Genomic DNA, 14,285 nt, shown 5'->3' with positions numbered 1-14,285 from the left:
TCGCATGGAAGTCAAGATGGTCTGGCGAGAAGGTCGTGTAGATTGCCGCGGCAAACCCGATCGCGCCGACGCGCTCCAGCTGCAACCCGTGACTGGTGCTCTCAACGACTGCCGCCTCATCGCCAGCCTCCACCATCTCACGCAACGCGCGCTGCAAGGCGGGAGACTCTGGCGTGGTCTGGTGCGCAGCGGCCGCTCGCTGGGTGCCACCGATGCGGCTGATCGCCGTTGAGATCAAACCTGTTCGCAGCCCAGCTGCGGTGAGTGCGGTTGAGAGGAACGTTGACGTGGTGGTCTTACCGTCGGTACCCGTCACGCCGATTGCGATGAGCTCTTCGGCTGGATTGCCCTCCCACCACGCCGCCGCAACGGCAAGGGCAGCGCGCGCATCACGAACCACGACGAGCGGCACGCTCGCGACACCCTCTTGCTCACTCAATACCGCGACTGCGCCGCGCTCAACAGCGCTCTCAATAAATACTGCGCCGTCTGCGGTGCGGCCCGGGATCGCAACAAAGATGCCACCAGTCGTGACCAGCCGCGAATCGTGAGAGGGAGCGCTCGTGATGATCACGTCCGTCGATACGGGAGCGGCCAGGAGCTGCAACTCCTGCAGCCGTGCAATCAGTTCGCGCAGCGGACGGCGGCTCATCAGCGACCCCCTCGCACTCGGCCGAGCAGTGAACGCAGGCGGAGTGCACGCGGGCGGAGGACGGCGCGGTGTGCGCCCGCCATCGGCGTCCAGACTGCCCCGAACGACGCCTTGTGGGCGTAGAGGCCATGCATTGCGTCGCCCTCAACCGGAACATCCCGATGTCCAGCAACATCCACGCCGCCGAGATCGGTGATACGGCGCTCCCCCGCAGCAATCTTGATCGCCGTCCAACGCAGCAGGGCAAGCGCGCCAGGCGTCTCCTTTCGCGCGATGGGATCGTCACCCGATGCGTCGGTGGTGATGCGTTCACCGTGTCGCAAGATCACGATGAAGGCGACAAGTGCGCCAGCGGTGCCGCGGACGGCGAGGAGCTCAGCGCGTTCCGTTGCAACGAGTTGATCCCACCAGCGGATCATCGATGCCGATGAGCCGAGCGCGAACGATTTGCGCTGCGCCGTGGCCTCGAGTAGGAGCTGCACTTGGGCCCACAGTGCCGTGCGCTCAGGAGCAGGAGTGAGGTGCGTGATGCGTTCGGCAACGAACCCTGCACGCTCGGCGAGCGTGATGCGCTGGCGAGTGCTCTTGGTGATCCCCTCAAAGAGGTCAGCCTCCGATGTTCCGGTCGCGCTGGCGCGCAGCACCATCGTGTGTTGGCTCGGAAAGATCTCGTCGCTTTTTTGGAGTCCAGCGTTACGGAACGCAGACTCGGTCGCCTCACCAGCCGGCAGCCACGGATCCGCATCTAGTGCAACGAGGCCATACTCCGCTCCAAGCCAGGTTGCGACGCGCTGAATGCGCTCTGCAACAGCCACCGCCTGAGCGACCGTGGCGCCCCACGGAGCGAGTGGCCCACGCGGCGCATGCCCTTTGGGGAGGCCGAAGAGTGGGGCGCGATTCAGGAGGATGCCGAGTGGGGCGTCATCAGCCTCTAGAGCGATCGCTTCGCGTCCAAGTCTGGCTCGATAGGTGAGCCAGGCACTCCCCTGGTGTACGTCACCGCCAGGCGCATCGACGGCGCACGCGTCCCACGCGCGTTGTGCCTCAAGAGAGCCCAGATCAACGCGGCGGATCGTCATGCGCTCACCTCAGCGCGCAGCAAAATCGCGCGCATCCTCTTTGGCGCAAGTGGTGCGATGCGGCGGAACAGCGGGAGCGCCTCTCGTCGGCGCGCCAGAATCGTGAGGGCAACATAGGCGGCAAGTCCAACGACAGTGCCGAGTGTCGCAACCGCCGCACCCGGAACTACCCCCGAAAGGCGTGCGCCATCAAGGAGAGGCAGTGTGATCGCGGTCGCAAGCCCCGCCGAAAGGAGCGCGGCAATGACAGCAAAGAGGGCGATGCCGGCAACCGTGGCCGCGCTGAGGATCTGTTTGTGCGCAACCAACAGGGCAAGCAAGACCACCGCCTCAATCCAGGTGCCGAGAGGGAGTGACGTAGCAATGCCAGCAACACCAGCAAGCGGCACCCACAGGGTGGCCAGGGCGAAGATCACGAGGCTTCCGCCAATCTCGGCAATGGTGGGGCGCGCGGTATCGCGCAGGCCGTAGAATAGGCGCACCGCGACCGAGATCACCCCGTGCGCAACAAGGCCAATAAGGAGCAGCCGGAGTAGATCGGCGGTCGCGACCGCAGAGGCGTCATCGATGCTCCCGCCCACAACGAGACGCACTGCGTCATACGAGAAGAGTGCACCGAGCGCTGCGATAGGCGCCATCATCCAAACGACTGCACCGATGCTCGAGGTTGCCAACGTACGCACGGCAACTAGATTTCCGCGTGTAGCCTGCGCCGCCACCTTCGGCAGGATCGCGATGCCAATTGAAGAGGTGACCAAAGCGAGCGGAACCTGCAGGAGCGCGAACGCATACGACCAGATCGTGATCGCACCAGACCCAGTCGAGCCAGCGAGTGAGATGAGGTAGGCCAGCAGCAGTTGCACGATTAAGACTGAGCCAACGCGTGGCAGGAGCGAACGAAGGGCATCGCGCAGGAGTGGATCACGAAAGTTCGGTCGGGCAGGACGTAGGTTGCTGCGAATCAGCACGGTGCCAGCGATTGCAAGTACAGCGATCGCACCCGCTGCGGTACCAAGCGCTGGGCCATAACCTCCAGCGGCACGCCCACCAATCATCGCGCCGGCAATCGTCCCCGCGCTATACACCAGACCTGTGATTGCAGTAACGCCGAACTTTGATCGCGCTGCGGCGGCACTGGTGCAGATGGCGGAGAGTGCCAGCGCAATCGTGGCCACCAGCAGGATGACGCTGAGGTCTGCCGCCTCGCGCTGCTGGGCGCTCGGTAATCCACCCACCAAGAGGCCGCTGAGCCCACTTGCACCAACGACGACCACCAGCGAGAAGAGGCCGAGAAGGAAGAGCATGGTGACGAACACTGAGCCCACGAGCCGTTGGGCTCTGCGACGTTCGCCGCGCTCAAGGAGGGTGCTCAACTGCGGCACGAGGACGGTTGCAATAGAACCTGCGGCAACCAGCGCGAACACGATATCGGGAATGCGGAATGCGGCGAGGAATGGGTCGAGCGTTCCGGTCGCCCCAAAGACCGCAACGAGGACAGTAATCCGCGCCCATCCAGCGATGCGTGATGCCAATGCGCCGGCGGCGAGAACAGAGCTGCCATGCGCAATGCTTGAACGAGCAACGGGCTTACGTCGACGCCATGTCATGGCTTCGCCCCTGCACGTCGTGCGCGCGGGTGCGCCGACTTGTATAGCCCGCGTAGGCGCGTCGTTGAAACATGGGTGTAGACCTGTGTCGTTCCGAGGCTCTCGTGTCCGAGCAGCTCTTGCACGACGCGCAGGTCCGCGCCGCCATCAAGGAGGTGTGTGGCAAACGAGTGGCGCAACGTGTGGGGGTGAAAGGCCTCCGGCAGACCGGCGGCACGTGCGATGTCGTCAAGTCGCGCGCGCGCGCCACGCTCTCCGAGCGATCCACCGCTCCGATTCAAGAAGAGTGCCGCGCCCGGGGTAGTGGCGAGCGCAGCAAGCACAGGGCGGCCATCTGAGAGATACGCTTCGAGGGCACGGCGACACGGTGTGCCGAAGAGCGCGACACGCTGCTTGTCACCCTTCCCCGTCACCTTCACCTCACCGCGTCCCAGCTGCAGGTCGGCGAGCTTGATTGCCACAACTTCGGCAATACGTAGGCCGGCTCCGTAGAGCAGTTCAATCAGCGCCGTATCGCGAAGCGCCAGCCAGGCTGCGTTGCCCATCGCCGCCTGCGCGATGAGCTGCTCCACCTGCGCTTGCGACAAGACATCGGGGAGCCGCTTCTCACGCTTCGGTCGGGCGAGCGCATGCAGCGGATCCTTCGCCACACTCCCCTGCCGCACCCAGAATCGGTAGAAGGTGCCGAGAGCGGCGAGCCGCTGCTGCACGGTCGAACGCTCGCCATCTTCACTGAGGAGCGTGATGTAGCGACGTAGGTCAGCGCGACTTGGCGTGCGCCAATCAATCCCCTCTTCGTCGTACCAGGCGGTGAGCCGCTCTACCGCCGTGCGGTACGAACGTTCTGTTGCAGCGGAGAGCGCGCGTGCGCGCAGGTGAATGATGAACGGAGCAATTCGCGGGTCAGTCGCAGCAGAAGAGAGCTGCGCCACGGGAGCCGGTTCGCGGCCCCGACTCATTAGGCCGTTTCCACCAGTTCAGCGGGCGCCTCTGCGACCGACTCAACGGCGACAGGCTCCGCCGCGGGATCCTTGCTCTTCGCCTTCGCTTTAGCCTTCGGCTTCGCCTTACTCTTCGGCTTCGCCTTGGCCTTCGTCTTCGGCTTCGCCTTGCTCTTTGAAGCGGCCTTCGCGCCACTCTCGGCTGAGGCTGCTGCACCGCGTCGTGGGCGCTTCGGCACCCACGCGAGCGGATCAGGCTCACCGCCCGCAATCACCGATCCAACGGCAACCACCTCTGGCAGCGTCACGCGCGCGCCACACTTCGTGCAGACGCCGCCCTCATCGTCTTTACCGATTACGGCGCCACACTCGGCATGTGTCGCACCCGACGGACGTGGTCGAATCGTCTTGCAATCGGGGTAGCGGTTACACGAATAGAAGTAGGTGCCCCGCTTGTTGTTCTTCTTCGGGCCGAGCTTTCCGCCGTGCTCGGTGCCACAGACCGGGCAGAGCGCGTCAAACTCCAGCTTGAACTCTGCGGGAACCTCGGCCTTTGGAATGTATTTGCACTCTGGATACCGATCGCAGCCGAGGAACCAGCCGAAGCGGCTTCGTCGCTGCGCCATCTTGCCGCCATGTTCAGCACCGCACATTGGACACGGGAGGCCCGCGCCCTCAAGGGTTGGCGTGTCGCCGGATGGCGTGTCGTCGCCAATAACCTTGGAGAGCGACTTGCGCTCGGCATGCTCTGGATAGAGGGTGCAGGCGAGATACCACCCGAACCGCCCCAGGCGCTCCTCCATCGGATGCCCCTCTGAGCACTTCTCTTCGCTGGTGCGGTTACGGAACTCTCCGGCACCGATTGACTGCGCCTTCTCGAGAACGAGTGGGTCGAAGGTGCTCCAGAACTTCTGCAAGACATCGCGCCAATTCGCGCGCCCCTCTGCCACAGCATCAAGCTCCTCCTCCATGCCAGCGGTGAAGCCGAGGTCAACGAAGGCGGTGAAGTGCGTCGTGAGTAGGTCGCATACCGTTTCGCCGAGGCGCGTGGCGCGAAGGCGATTATCTTTGTCGCGGTCGACATATTCGCGCTCTTGAATGCGCTCAATAATGGCGGCGTAGGTGGATGGTCGGCCGATGCCGTACTTCTCGAGCTCCTTGACGAGCGTCGGTTCGGTAAAGCGCGGCTCGGACTTTGTGGCATGCGCCACACCCTCGACGGTTGCAACGCTCCCCTTCGAACCCTCGGGCAGATCGGGGACCTTCGCCTCAGCATCTTCTTCTTCGTCATCGCGACCCTCGAGATAGACCGCTGTGAAGCCTGGCTCAAGTGTTCGCGTCGCAACAGTCTTCAGGCGATCACTTCCCGCGCTCCAGATCAACGTCGTAGAGGCGGAGAGCTTGTCGGGCATCTGCGACGCAATTGTGCGGCGCCAGATCAGCGTGTAGACCTTCAGTTCGCGTTCGTCGATGTATGGCGCAGCGAGTTCGGGGGTGAGGGCGAGATTGGTTGGGCGAATCGCTTCGTGGGCCTCTTGTGCGTTCTTTGACTTTGAGGCGTACTGGCGGCCGCCCTCAACGATCATCTCTGGGCCAAATCGTTCACGGATCACCGCTGAGGCGTCGCTGATGGCCTGCTGGCTCAGCGTTGGCGAATCAGTGCGCATATAGGTGATAAGGCCGGTGCGCTCGCCGCCGATCTCCACACCCTCGTAGAGCTTCTGGGCGAGCTGCATCGTGACGCGCGAGCGGAAGCCGTGCTTGCGACCCGCCTCCTGCTGCAGTGTTGATGTGGTGAATGGCGGAACGGGGCGCTGCTTGCGCGTCCCCTCGCTTCGATCCACGACAACCGCGTCGGCACCATTGAGTCGAGTGACGGCAGCTGCTGCTACCTCTGGATCAAGCTCAAGGATCTCCCCCTTCTCACCGATGAGGGTGGCGGGGACGATCAGGTCGACAGCGCTGGCTGGGCGAATCCCAATTTCAACGGTGGTGTAATGACGCGGGATAAAGGCGCGGATGACGCGCTCGCGCTCCACAACGAGGCGGAGTGCCACCGACTGCACCCGCCCCGCCGAGAGCTTCGGCTTGACGAGTCGCGAGAGGAGCGGCGAAAGGCGATAGCCGACGAGGCGATCCAGGATGCGGCGCGCCTGCTGAGCGTTAACAAGATCGAGGTTGATCGCGCGGGGGTGGGCAAACGCCTCGAGGATGGCCCCCTTGGTGATCTCGCTGAAGGTCACCCGGCGTCGGTCCGCCTCGGGGATCCCGAGGGCCTCGGCAACATGCCAGGCGATCGCCTCCCCCTCACGGTCAAGGTCGGTTGCCAACCAGACGGAGGTTGCCTTCTTTGCGGCACGAGTGATGTCATCGAGGCGCTTCTGCTTATCTTCGATAATCTCGTAGACTGGCGTGAAGCCGTTCTCCACGTCCACCGCCATGCTCCCCTTCTTCGTCTTCTGGGGGAGATCCCGAATGTGCCCATAAGAGGCGAGCACGGTGTAATCGGGGCCGAGATACCGCTCAATCGTCTGGGCCTTGGCCGGCGACTCGACGATCACGAGGTTGGTGGCAGCCTTTGTCATGGGCGAGAGCGTAGCACCGCCCCCAGAACGCGCCGCCAACGGCCACCGCGCTGCTCTATCAGCCCGCGCAGGCTCAAGAGGGTCAGGGCCGCCACGAGTGCCCCTGGCAACTCCCGCGAGAGGTCGCTTAAATCGCCCTCGACGACCCCCTCAGCACCAGCTGCATCGACTCTCTGGAGGATTTCACGCTGCAAACCGGAGGCCTCACCCCCGACGGCGCTCGCTGCTACGGAGGCAACCTCCGAAGGCTCGGCAAAATAACATCGCAAGGACAGCGCACAGACAGCAAGCCACGCACGGAGGTCGGCATCCCCTGAAATGAGCACGGGCGAGCGCTCCTCTGTGAGACGCAAAGACAACTCCTGCGCGCGCTGGAGCCAGCGTAGGCCCCCCTCCGCTGTCGCTGCACCGTACGGGGCGCTCACAACCGCTACGGGGAGCCCAAGCCCTGCCGCCGATTCAGCGGTGATCAGCGCCCCGGAGTTCTCAGGTGCCTCAACGACAATGAGCCCGTCGCAGAAGGCCGCCAGGAGGTGGTTGCGGGCGGCAAAGCTCCAGGCGGCAGGCGGAGTGCCGACCGGTCGATCAGAGAGAAGTAGGCCCGCCTGCTGGATCTGCTCAGCAAGGCGCCGCGCTCCGTAGCGCAGCCCGAGCGGGGCGGGACTAGGAAGTACGGCGATCGTCTCCCCTCCCGCCTCTACGGCTGCCAAATGGGCCGCCTCGTCGATCCCCAGGGCGAGTCCCGAGACGATGCACCACCCAGCCCGCGCCACCTCAAAGGCGATGCGCCGAGCGGCTGCCATGCCGTGCGGCGAGGGGCGCCGCGTGCCGACGATCCCGATGGATGGTCTCCCAAGTACCTCGACCCGCCCCAGCGCCCAGAGCGGGCGCCGCCGATCTGCATCGGGGGCGAGCCCAAGCGCCTCGCTGCGCCGTTCTGGGATTCGCGGATCGCCTGGGTGCAGCGTGACCGCACTCACCAATGATCGCCGTGCAGATGGATCGCCTCCGCCACATCGGCGTCACCCACCACATCGCGGCCATCAAGGAGCGCCACCACCATCGCAATGCGCTCAATCTGACTCCATGCGCGTACGCCGAGACCCTCAACGGTTCGGCGCGTCGCAGGGGTCATTACGTCGGCACCTTCGGGTCGTTGCATCAAGGCGGCGCGGACCGATGTTGCGCGCTCGCGAGCAGCCAGCGTGGTGAGTTCGCCGCGCGGGAGCGCAGCAAGGGGCGTGCTCGGTCGGGCAAGCCGCACGCGTAGCGGGAATCGATCACGAATCGGCGCGGAGAGCGAGAGGCTCCCTCGCCGTCGCGCGCTAGGGAGACAGCGACAGGTGCCACTCGGATGCTCCAACTCGCCGCAGCCACAGGGATTCCCCGTGGCCGCCACGATCGCATCCGCAGGGAAGCGAACCGCGCGCCCCGCTCGAACTAGATCAACACTCCCCCGCTCAAGCGGTTCGCGCAACGCCTCAAGTGCGTCGCGCCGGAATTCACCGATCTCATCGAGCAGCAGGAGTCCACGATGTGCCCACGTCAGCTCGCCCGGAGTCATGCGCGGGCCTCCGCCGATGAGTCCCGCCACCGTTATGTCGTGATGCGGTGCCCGTAAGGGCGGTCTCAAGGAGAGCCCTACGGCGTGACCACCTGCGGAGGCGATGGATGCAACCTCGCTGCGCTCCTCCACAGCAAGGTCTGGGAGGATCTCATGCAGTGCCCGAGCGAGCATCGACTTACCCACGCCAGGCGGTCCCTCGAGCAGAATCGGGAAACGACCGCATGCTGCAACCAAGACTGCACGCGATGCAATCGGTTGACCGCGAATGCTCGCGAGCTCGCATGCAACCTCTTCGCTCGGTGCTGCTATCAAAGCGATCTCTGGCAAGGAGCGCGGGCCCGCGACTCTGCCATCGACCGCCGATGCAGCATCCGCGAGCGTTGCAACGGGAATCGCCTCGCCGCGGCACGGCCCTAGCAGCGTCGCCACGCTCGCCGGTAGCAGCACGCGATGCCCCGCTGATAGGAGTGGCAGGGCGAGTGGCAGTGCGCCAGGAACGTTGCGCACTCTGCCGTCGAGCGCGAGCTCACCGATCGCCGCCAGTGTCCCTTTGCCACGATGACGAATCTGGCCGCTGGCAAGCAGAATGCCGATCGCGATGGCGAGATCAAACGAGCCGCCACTCTTGCGTAGATCGGCTGGTGCGAGGTTGATTGTGATGCGACGAGCGGGCCAGGTGTATCCGGCCGCACGAATGGCGGAGCGTATGCGCTCGCGCGCCTCCCCTACGGCGGTATCGGGGAGTCCCACGATTCGTGTTGCAGGGATACCAGGGGCAACGTCAACCTCGACCTCAACGGGAACCCCCTCAATGCCAACGAGCGCGGTAGATGCGACGGAGGTTGGCATGGAGAGAAGATCACAGCGGCAACATACCGCGCACGTAGCGAGGGCTAGAGGCTTGCTGCAGCCTTTACGATCGTGTCGATCAGGCTCGCCGACCATCCCTCAAGTTCGTCCCTGCGGCGGAGTGCCTCGCTCACCGGCACGAGAGAGCCCGCAAGCTTATACGCCTCACGAATGTAAATAGCGGGCGTGGTCAGCGTGGCAAGGAAGACCACGCCAAGGTGCACGCGACCAACATCGTCACCATCGTCGTTCAGCAGTCCTAGCGGCGTGAAGTGCGGGAGGGTTGGCGTGGCAACCTCTTCGGCCCACTCTCGAGCAAGTGCGGCGCGAATGCCACCATCGTTTGGCGAGATGTGGCCACCCACGCCGAACGAGGCGCGACCGTGCAGTCGCTTGTCACTGCCACCAGCAAGGCGATCCATCCAGAAGAGCTGCACGTCGCCCGTAGGGGTCCCCTCGGGGCGATAGAGGGCCACCGCATAGGGGATCGGCTGCTTCCAGGAGGGATCCGATTCGAGCTCGCGCCGCGGACGCGCCTGGGCCAACCCGTCGAGGCGTGTGATCTCGCGCTCCCCCTCCTCCAGGCTGCTAAAGGCGCGGATCCCAGTCCATGCGCCTGCAGGGAGCGCAAGGCCGCGAGGGATGCCAAGGATCTCCTCATCGGCGCCCGTCGCCAACGGGTCAACGCTCACTCGCTCTCCATGAGCACCGCGCGCGCAGCGGCGAGGCGCCCCTCTAGGTCCGTGCGACCGATAATTGGGTCGTTCCCTGCGGCGGCCAGGCGCGCATCCCACTGCTCCAGAACGAGTCGCAGCGTCTTCAACTGACGGCGAACCTCGCGCGCGTTCGTTGCAAGAATGTCGGCGCCCATCGCCTCAGAACCACGTGCGAGCCGCGTGGCGGAGAGCCAACCGGTACCGGCAAGCAGGTGCGAGACCTTCCAGCCATCAGGCGCATCGGCAGCAGCACCGAGTGCCACCGTTTCTACGAGTGCTGCAGCCAGGAGGAGTGGCAGGTGGCTGACCGCGGCGGTGGCGGCGTCGTGAAGCTCCGCCTCAAGGGTCACCGGACGCGCACCGCAACTGGTTGCGAGTCGTTCAACGAGAGCGGCCGCTCCACCACCATTGGCGCCGGGAACAATGACCCATGGTCGCCCAATGAAGAGGTTGGCATCTGCCGCAGCAAAACCAGTCTCGTGGCTCCCCGCCATCGGATGGCCGCCGCAGAAGCGAATGTTGCGCACCGACGCCTCTCGCGCGATCCACACCTTCGTCGAGGCAACGTCAGTCACAACCGCTCCATCCGCGAGGCGACCAGAGCGGCGACAGATCACCAGCTCATCGAGAATTGCGGTCATGGCGATTGGTGGTGCGCAGAGAACCACGAGCGCTGCACCATCAACCGTTTCGGCGATCGAGCGACCAACGGTGTCAATGACTCCCGCCGCCAGCGCCTCTCGCGGTCCCGTCTGCGTTGGTGTCCATGCGGCAATCTCCAGGCCACTCTCATCAAGGGGGCCAGCCCCAGCAGGATCTTCACGCAGTGCCCGCGCAATGGAGCCGCCGATCAGGCCGAGGCCAAGCAGCGCTACCTTCACGGGCGGTCAGCCAACGGTGGCGATGGCGTCGAGTGCGCGAATGACGGCGCGGATGCCGCCCTCAAAGTTGCCGAGGTCCATCGACTCATTTGGCGCATGCGCATTGTCGTCGGGTGGCGTGAAACCGAGCAGCACAACTGGCAGGCCAAGCTCCTTCTGGAAGAGCGCGGCGATCGGAATGGAGCCACCTTCGCGAATGTAGAGCGGCAGCACGCCAAAGGTAGCCTCAAGGGCTCCCGCCGCTGCGTTGAGGTAGGGGTCGCCAAGGGGGGTGAGGAAGGCATCGCCGTTGCCGAGGTTCTGCACCTCGACCTGCAGTCCGGCAGGTGCCGCAGCGCGCAGCGCCGCCTCAACCTGTCGACCGATCTTCGCGGGATCCTGCGCGGTCACAAGGCGGCACGAGATCTTGGCGTGCGCATGCGCCGGGATGATCGTCTTGGAGCCGTCGCCCATGAAGCCACCCCAGATGCCATTCACGTCGAGTGTTGGGCGCCCACCGCGTCGCTCAACCGTGGAGTAGCCGCTCTCCCCCGCCGTAGCGGTGGCCCCGATCCCAGCAAGATAGCCAGACTCATCGAATGGCAACGCAGCAAATGCGGCGCGATCGGCTGGTGTGAGCGCAATCACATCGTCGTAGAAGCCGGGAACGGTGATGTGACCGCTCGCGTCATGCAGCGAGGCGATCATGGCGGCGAGAGCGTTGGCGGGATTGACGACGGAGCCGCCGTAACTCCCAGAGTGCAGGTCTACATCGGAGGCGCGCACATTGACCTGAAGGTAGGTGATGCCACGGAGCCCAACCGTCAGTGCGGGGCGGTTGCCATCAAAGAAGCCGGAGTCGCTGATGATCACGGCATCGCCGCTGCAGCGCTCTGGGTTCGCCGCCATCCACGACTCGAGGTTCACGGAGCTCGACTCCTCTTCGCCCTCAAAGAGGTACTTCACGTTTACTGGCAGAGTGCCGCGCGTGGTAACCAGCGCCTCGAGTGCGCTGAGGTGAATCACGATCTGGCCCTTGTCGTCGGCGGAGCCGCGACCGAGCATACGCCCATCGCGAACGATCGGCTCGAACGGGCTGGTCTTCCAGAGGTCGAGCGGATCTCCTGGCTGCACGTCGTAGTGGCCGTAGATCACTACGGTCGGGAGCGAACTATTCACGATCTTCTCAGCAACAACGATTGGGTGGCCGCCCGTTTCACTCACCTCAACGCGTTCTGCACCGATGCGACGGAGTTCACCAGCTAGCCACTCGGCAGCGGCACGGCAATCAGCGGCGTTCTCAGGGAGGGCAGAGACGCTCGGGATCTTCAGGAACTCTGCATACTTCGCCATCCGCGAGGTCGCGGTGGCGACAAGGTGCGCCTCCTCCGGCCCCTCTAGCCCCTTCCAGGCGAGCGTTGGGGCGTAGGACATCAGGCTGGCTGCCCCGCCGCTGCGCCCCCAGGGCCCGGCTTCACGTCCGGTTCGCTCTTTGGCTCGACCCTCGCAGCCGGAATCGAAACTCCCGCAGCACGAAGTCGATTGAGAAGGCCAGCGTAGGCAGCTGGCTTCGCGGGAAGTCCGGCGAACAGTGTCTCAAACGCCTCCCCCTCAACCGTCTCTTCCGTAATCAGTTTCGCCGCGAGGGCATCGAGGCGATCGCGATGCTTCGTCAGCACCTCGCGTGCGCGCACAGCGCCACGATCAATGATCGCGCGGACCTCTTCGTCAATCTGCTTTGCAACGGACTCGGAGTAATTCTTCTGCTCCGACATCTCGCGGCCAAGGAAGATCATCTCGTCCTGACGGCCGAGCGTGACGGTGCCCAACTTCTCGGACATGCCGAAGCGCGTCACCATCTTGCGCGCAAGATCGGTCGCCTTCTCAATGTCGTTTGAGGCACCAGTTGTCGTATCGCCAAAGACGAGCTGCTCAGCAACGTTGCCCCCGAGCATTGCAGCGATCTTGTCTTCAAATTCGCTCTTGCTCTGCAGGTAGCGGTCTTCAGTTGGCAAGTTCATCGTGTAGCCGAGTGCCATACCGCGGCTAATCACCGTTACCTTGCTAACCGGATCGCACTTCTCAAGGATGCGGCCGACCACCGCGTGACCACCCTCGTGGTACGCAATGATCTGCTTCTCTGCATCGGTGATCAGGCGGCTCTTGCGCTGTGGGCCGGCCATCACTCGATCTAGCGCCTCGGCAAACTCATCCATTCCGATGGTGCGCTTGCTGCGACGTGCGGCAAGGATCGCCGCCTCGTTCATGAGGTTTGCAAGATCAGCTCCGGAGAATCCTGGCGAGCGGCGCGCGATCTCTTCAAGATTCACACTCGTGTCAAGCGGCTTCCCCTTCACATGCACCTTCAAGATCGCGAGGCGACCCTTTAGGTCGGGGCGGTCAAGGACCACCTGGCGATCGAAGCGGCCTGGGCGCAGAAGTGCCGGATCAAGCACGTCTGGACGGTTCGTTGCGGCGATGATGATCACGTTGGTGCCCGTCTCGAATCCGTCCATCTCCACCAGGACCTGGTTGAGCGTCTGCTCGCGCTCATCGTTCGATCCGCCAATCCCAGCACCGCGCTGACGGCCCACAGCATCAATCTCGTCGATGAAGACGATGCACGGCGAGTTGCGCTTCGCCTGATCAAAGAGGTCGCGCACACGTGATGCGCCAACGCCAACAAACATCTCAACAAATTCAGAGCCCGAGATGCTGAAAAACGGCACGCCAGCCTCCCCTGCAACGGCACGGGCGAGCAGGGTCTTCCCTGTGCCTGGTGAGCCAATTAAGAGGACGCCCTTCGGAATCTTCGCGCCAAGCGCTTCAAAGCGCTCAGGGAACTTCAGGAATTCAACAACCTCTTCCAGTTCAACCTTGGCCTCTTCAACGCCTGCGACGTCGGCAAATGTCACCGGAATCTTGTGGGCAACGAACATCTTCGCCTTGCTCTTGCCGAAGCTCATCGCCTGGCTGTTCTGCCCTTGCGCGCTACGCATCATGAAGATGAAGAGGCCACCGATCAGCAGTACCGGAAGCAGGGCGCTGATCAGCAGGCTGAAGAGCTGGCCAGAGTCGTCGGGCTTCTTCGCGCCGAACGTCACGCTGTCAGGGTTGCGGCCACCAGCAACGGCGGCGGCGCGGACATCGTTGTAGACATCAGTCAGCTGCGTAGGGACCTGCACCTGGTAGCTCTCTGGTGGAGTGCCGATCTTGGTGATGGTCAGGATCTGCTCCTGCTGCACAACGGAGGCGACGCTGCCCCCACGGACTTCGGCCAGGAATGCCGAGTAGTCCTTCGTTGCAGCTGGCACAGGGGTGAGGAGGACGCTGCCGAGGAGCACGACGGTGCCCAGGAGCAGGATCAGCATGACTGCACCGTTTCGCAGAGCCTTTGGAATCATTAGGTCCCCTCCGTTCTCCGTCTTC

General features: G+C 64.1%; 11 protein-coding genes. All 11 read right to left on the bottom strand.

The window, feature by feature from the left end; all coding sequences use genetic code 11:
- Positions 1–652: Mur ligase family protein (locus AC3LCN_RS02835; protein ID WP_488648578.1), on the bottom strand; the 652-nt coding region annotated here is incomplete at its 3' end.
- Positions 652–1,731 (bottom strand): GNAT family N-acetyltransferase, encoded by a 1,080-nt coding sequence (locus AC3LCN_RS02830; RefSeq protein WP_488648577.1) that lies wholly within the window; start codon positions 1,729–1,731, stop codon positions 652–654. The genes AC3LCN_RS02830 and AC3LCN_RS02835, both read right to left, overlap by 1 nt.
- Positions 1,728–3,338, bottom strand: a complete 1,611-nt coding sequence (murJ, locus tag AC3LCN_RS02825) for a murein biosynthesis integral membrane protein MurJ (RefSeq protein WP_488648576.1) — start codon at positions 3,336–3,338, stop codon at positions 1,728–1,730. The genes AC3LCN_RS02830 and murJ overlap by 4 nt, the downstream gene beginning before the upstream one ends.
- Positions 3,335–4,297, bottom strand: coding sequence for a tyrosine recombinase (locus AC3LCN_RS02820; protein ID WP_488648575.1), 963 nt, complete (start codon positions 4,295–4,297; stop codon positions 3,335–3,337). The genes murJ and AC3LCN_RS02820 overlap by 4 nt, the downstream gene beginning before the upstream one ends.
- The gene (gene topA, locus AC3LCN_RS02815) at positions 4,297–6,864 is read right to left on the bottom strand and encodes a type I DNA topoisomerase (protein WP_488648574.1); all 2,568 of its coding nucleotides are present in this window, start codon (positions 6,862–6,864) and stop codon (positions 4,297–4,299) included. Before topA ends, AC3LCN_RS02820 begins: the two co-directional genes overlap by 1 nt.
- On the bottom strand, positions 6,861–7,844 hold the full coding sequence (locus tag AC3LCN_RS02810) for a DNA-processing protein DprA (protein WP_488648573.1): 984 nt from the start codon (positions 7,842–7,844) through the stop codon (positions 6,861–6,863). Before AC3LCN_RS02810 ends, topA begins: the two co-directional genes overlap by 4 nt.
- Entirely contained in the window at positions 7,841–9,280 is a 1,440-nt protein-coding gene (locus AC3LCN_RS02805) for a YifB family Mg chelatase-like AAA ATPase (RefSeq protein WP_488648572.1), read from the bottom strand. The genes AC3LCN_RS02810 and AC3LCN_RS02805 overlap by 4 nt, the downstream gene beginning before the upstream one ends.
- A 44-nt stretch (positions 9,281–9,324) precedes the next feature.
- Positions 9,325–9,972: a hypothetical protein gene (locus AC3LCN_RS02800; RefSeq protein ID WP_488648571.1), complete on the bottom strand. Its 648-nt coding sequence runs from the start codon at positions 9,970–9,972 to the stop codon at positions 9,325–9,327.
- Complete coding sequence (locus AC3LCN_RS02795; RefSeq protein ID WP_488648570.1) at positions 9,969–10,877, bottom strand: prephenate dehydrogenase; 909 nt, start codon at positions 10,875–10,877, stop codon at positions 9,969–9,971. Before AC3LCN_RS02795 ends, AC3LCN_RS02800 begins: the two co-directional genes overlap by 4 nt.
- A gap of 6 nt (positions 10,878–10,883) precedes the next feature.
- On the bottom strand, positions 10,884–12,290 hold the full coding sequence (locus AC3LCN_RS02790; RefSeq protein ID WP_488648569.1) for a dipeptidase: 1,407 nt from the start codon (positions 12,288–12,290) through the stop codon (positions 10,884–10,886).
- Positions 12,290–14,260 (bottom strand): ATP-dependent zinc metalloprotease FtsH, encoded by a 1,971-nt coding sequence (ftsH, locus tag AC3LCN_RS02785; RefSeq protein ID WP_488648568.1) that lies wholly within the window; start codon positions 14,258–14,260, stop codon positions 12,290–12,292. Before ftsH ends, AC3LCN_RS02790 begins: the two co-directional genes overlap by 1 nt.
- Between the last annotated feature and the right edge of the window lie 25 nt (positions 14,261–14,285).

It is taken from the genome of Candidatus Limnocylindrus sp. (assembly GCF_040397215.1).
In the GTDB taxonomy this organism is placed as follows: Bacteria; Chloroflexota; Limnocylindria; order Limnocylindrales; family Limnocylindraceae; genus Limnocylindrus.
The sequence above is the reverse complement of the archived record's forward strand: the minus strand, read 5'-3'. Positions and strand labels throughout refer to the sequence as shown.

What these genes read in the sequence shown, in the direction of transcription:
- AC3LCN_RS02830 (WP_488648577.1), bottom strand. Translation starts at nt 1,731, where the DNA reads ATGACGATCCGCCGCGTTGATCTGGGCTCTCTTGAGGCACAACGCGCG.
- murJ (WP_488648576.1), bottom strand. Translation starts at nt 3,338, where the DNA reads ATGACATGGCGTCGACGTAAGCCCGTTGCTCGTTCAAGCATTGCGCAT.
- AC3LCN_RS02820 (WP_488648575.1), bottom strand. Translation starts at nt 4,297, where the DNA reads ATGAGTCGGGGCCGCGAACCGGCTCCCGTGGCGCAGCTCTCTTCTGCT.
- topA (WP_488648574.1), bottom strand. Translation starts at nt 6,864, where the DNA reads ATGACAAAGGCTGCCACCAACCTCGTGATCGTCGAGTCGCCGGCCAAG.
- AC3LCN_RS02805 (WP_488648572.1), bottom strand. Translation starts at nt 9,280, where the DNA reads ATGCCAACCTCCGTCGCATCTACCGCGCTCGTTGGCATTGAGGGGGTT.
- AC3LCN_RS02790 (WP_488648569.1), bottom strand. Translation starts at nt 12,290, where the DNA reads ATGTCCTACGCCCCAACGCTCGCCTGGAAGGGGCTAGAGGGGCCGGAG.
- ftsH (WP_488648568.1), bottom strand. Translation starts at nt 14,260, where the DNA reads ATGATTCCAAAGGCTCTGCGAAACGGTGCAGTCATGCTGATCCTGCTC.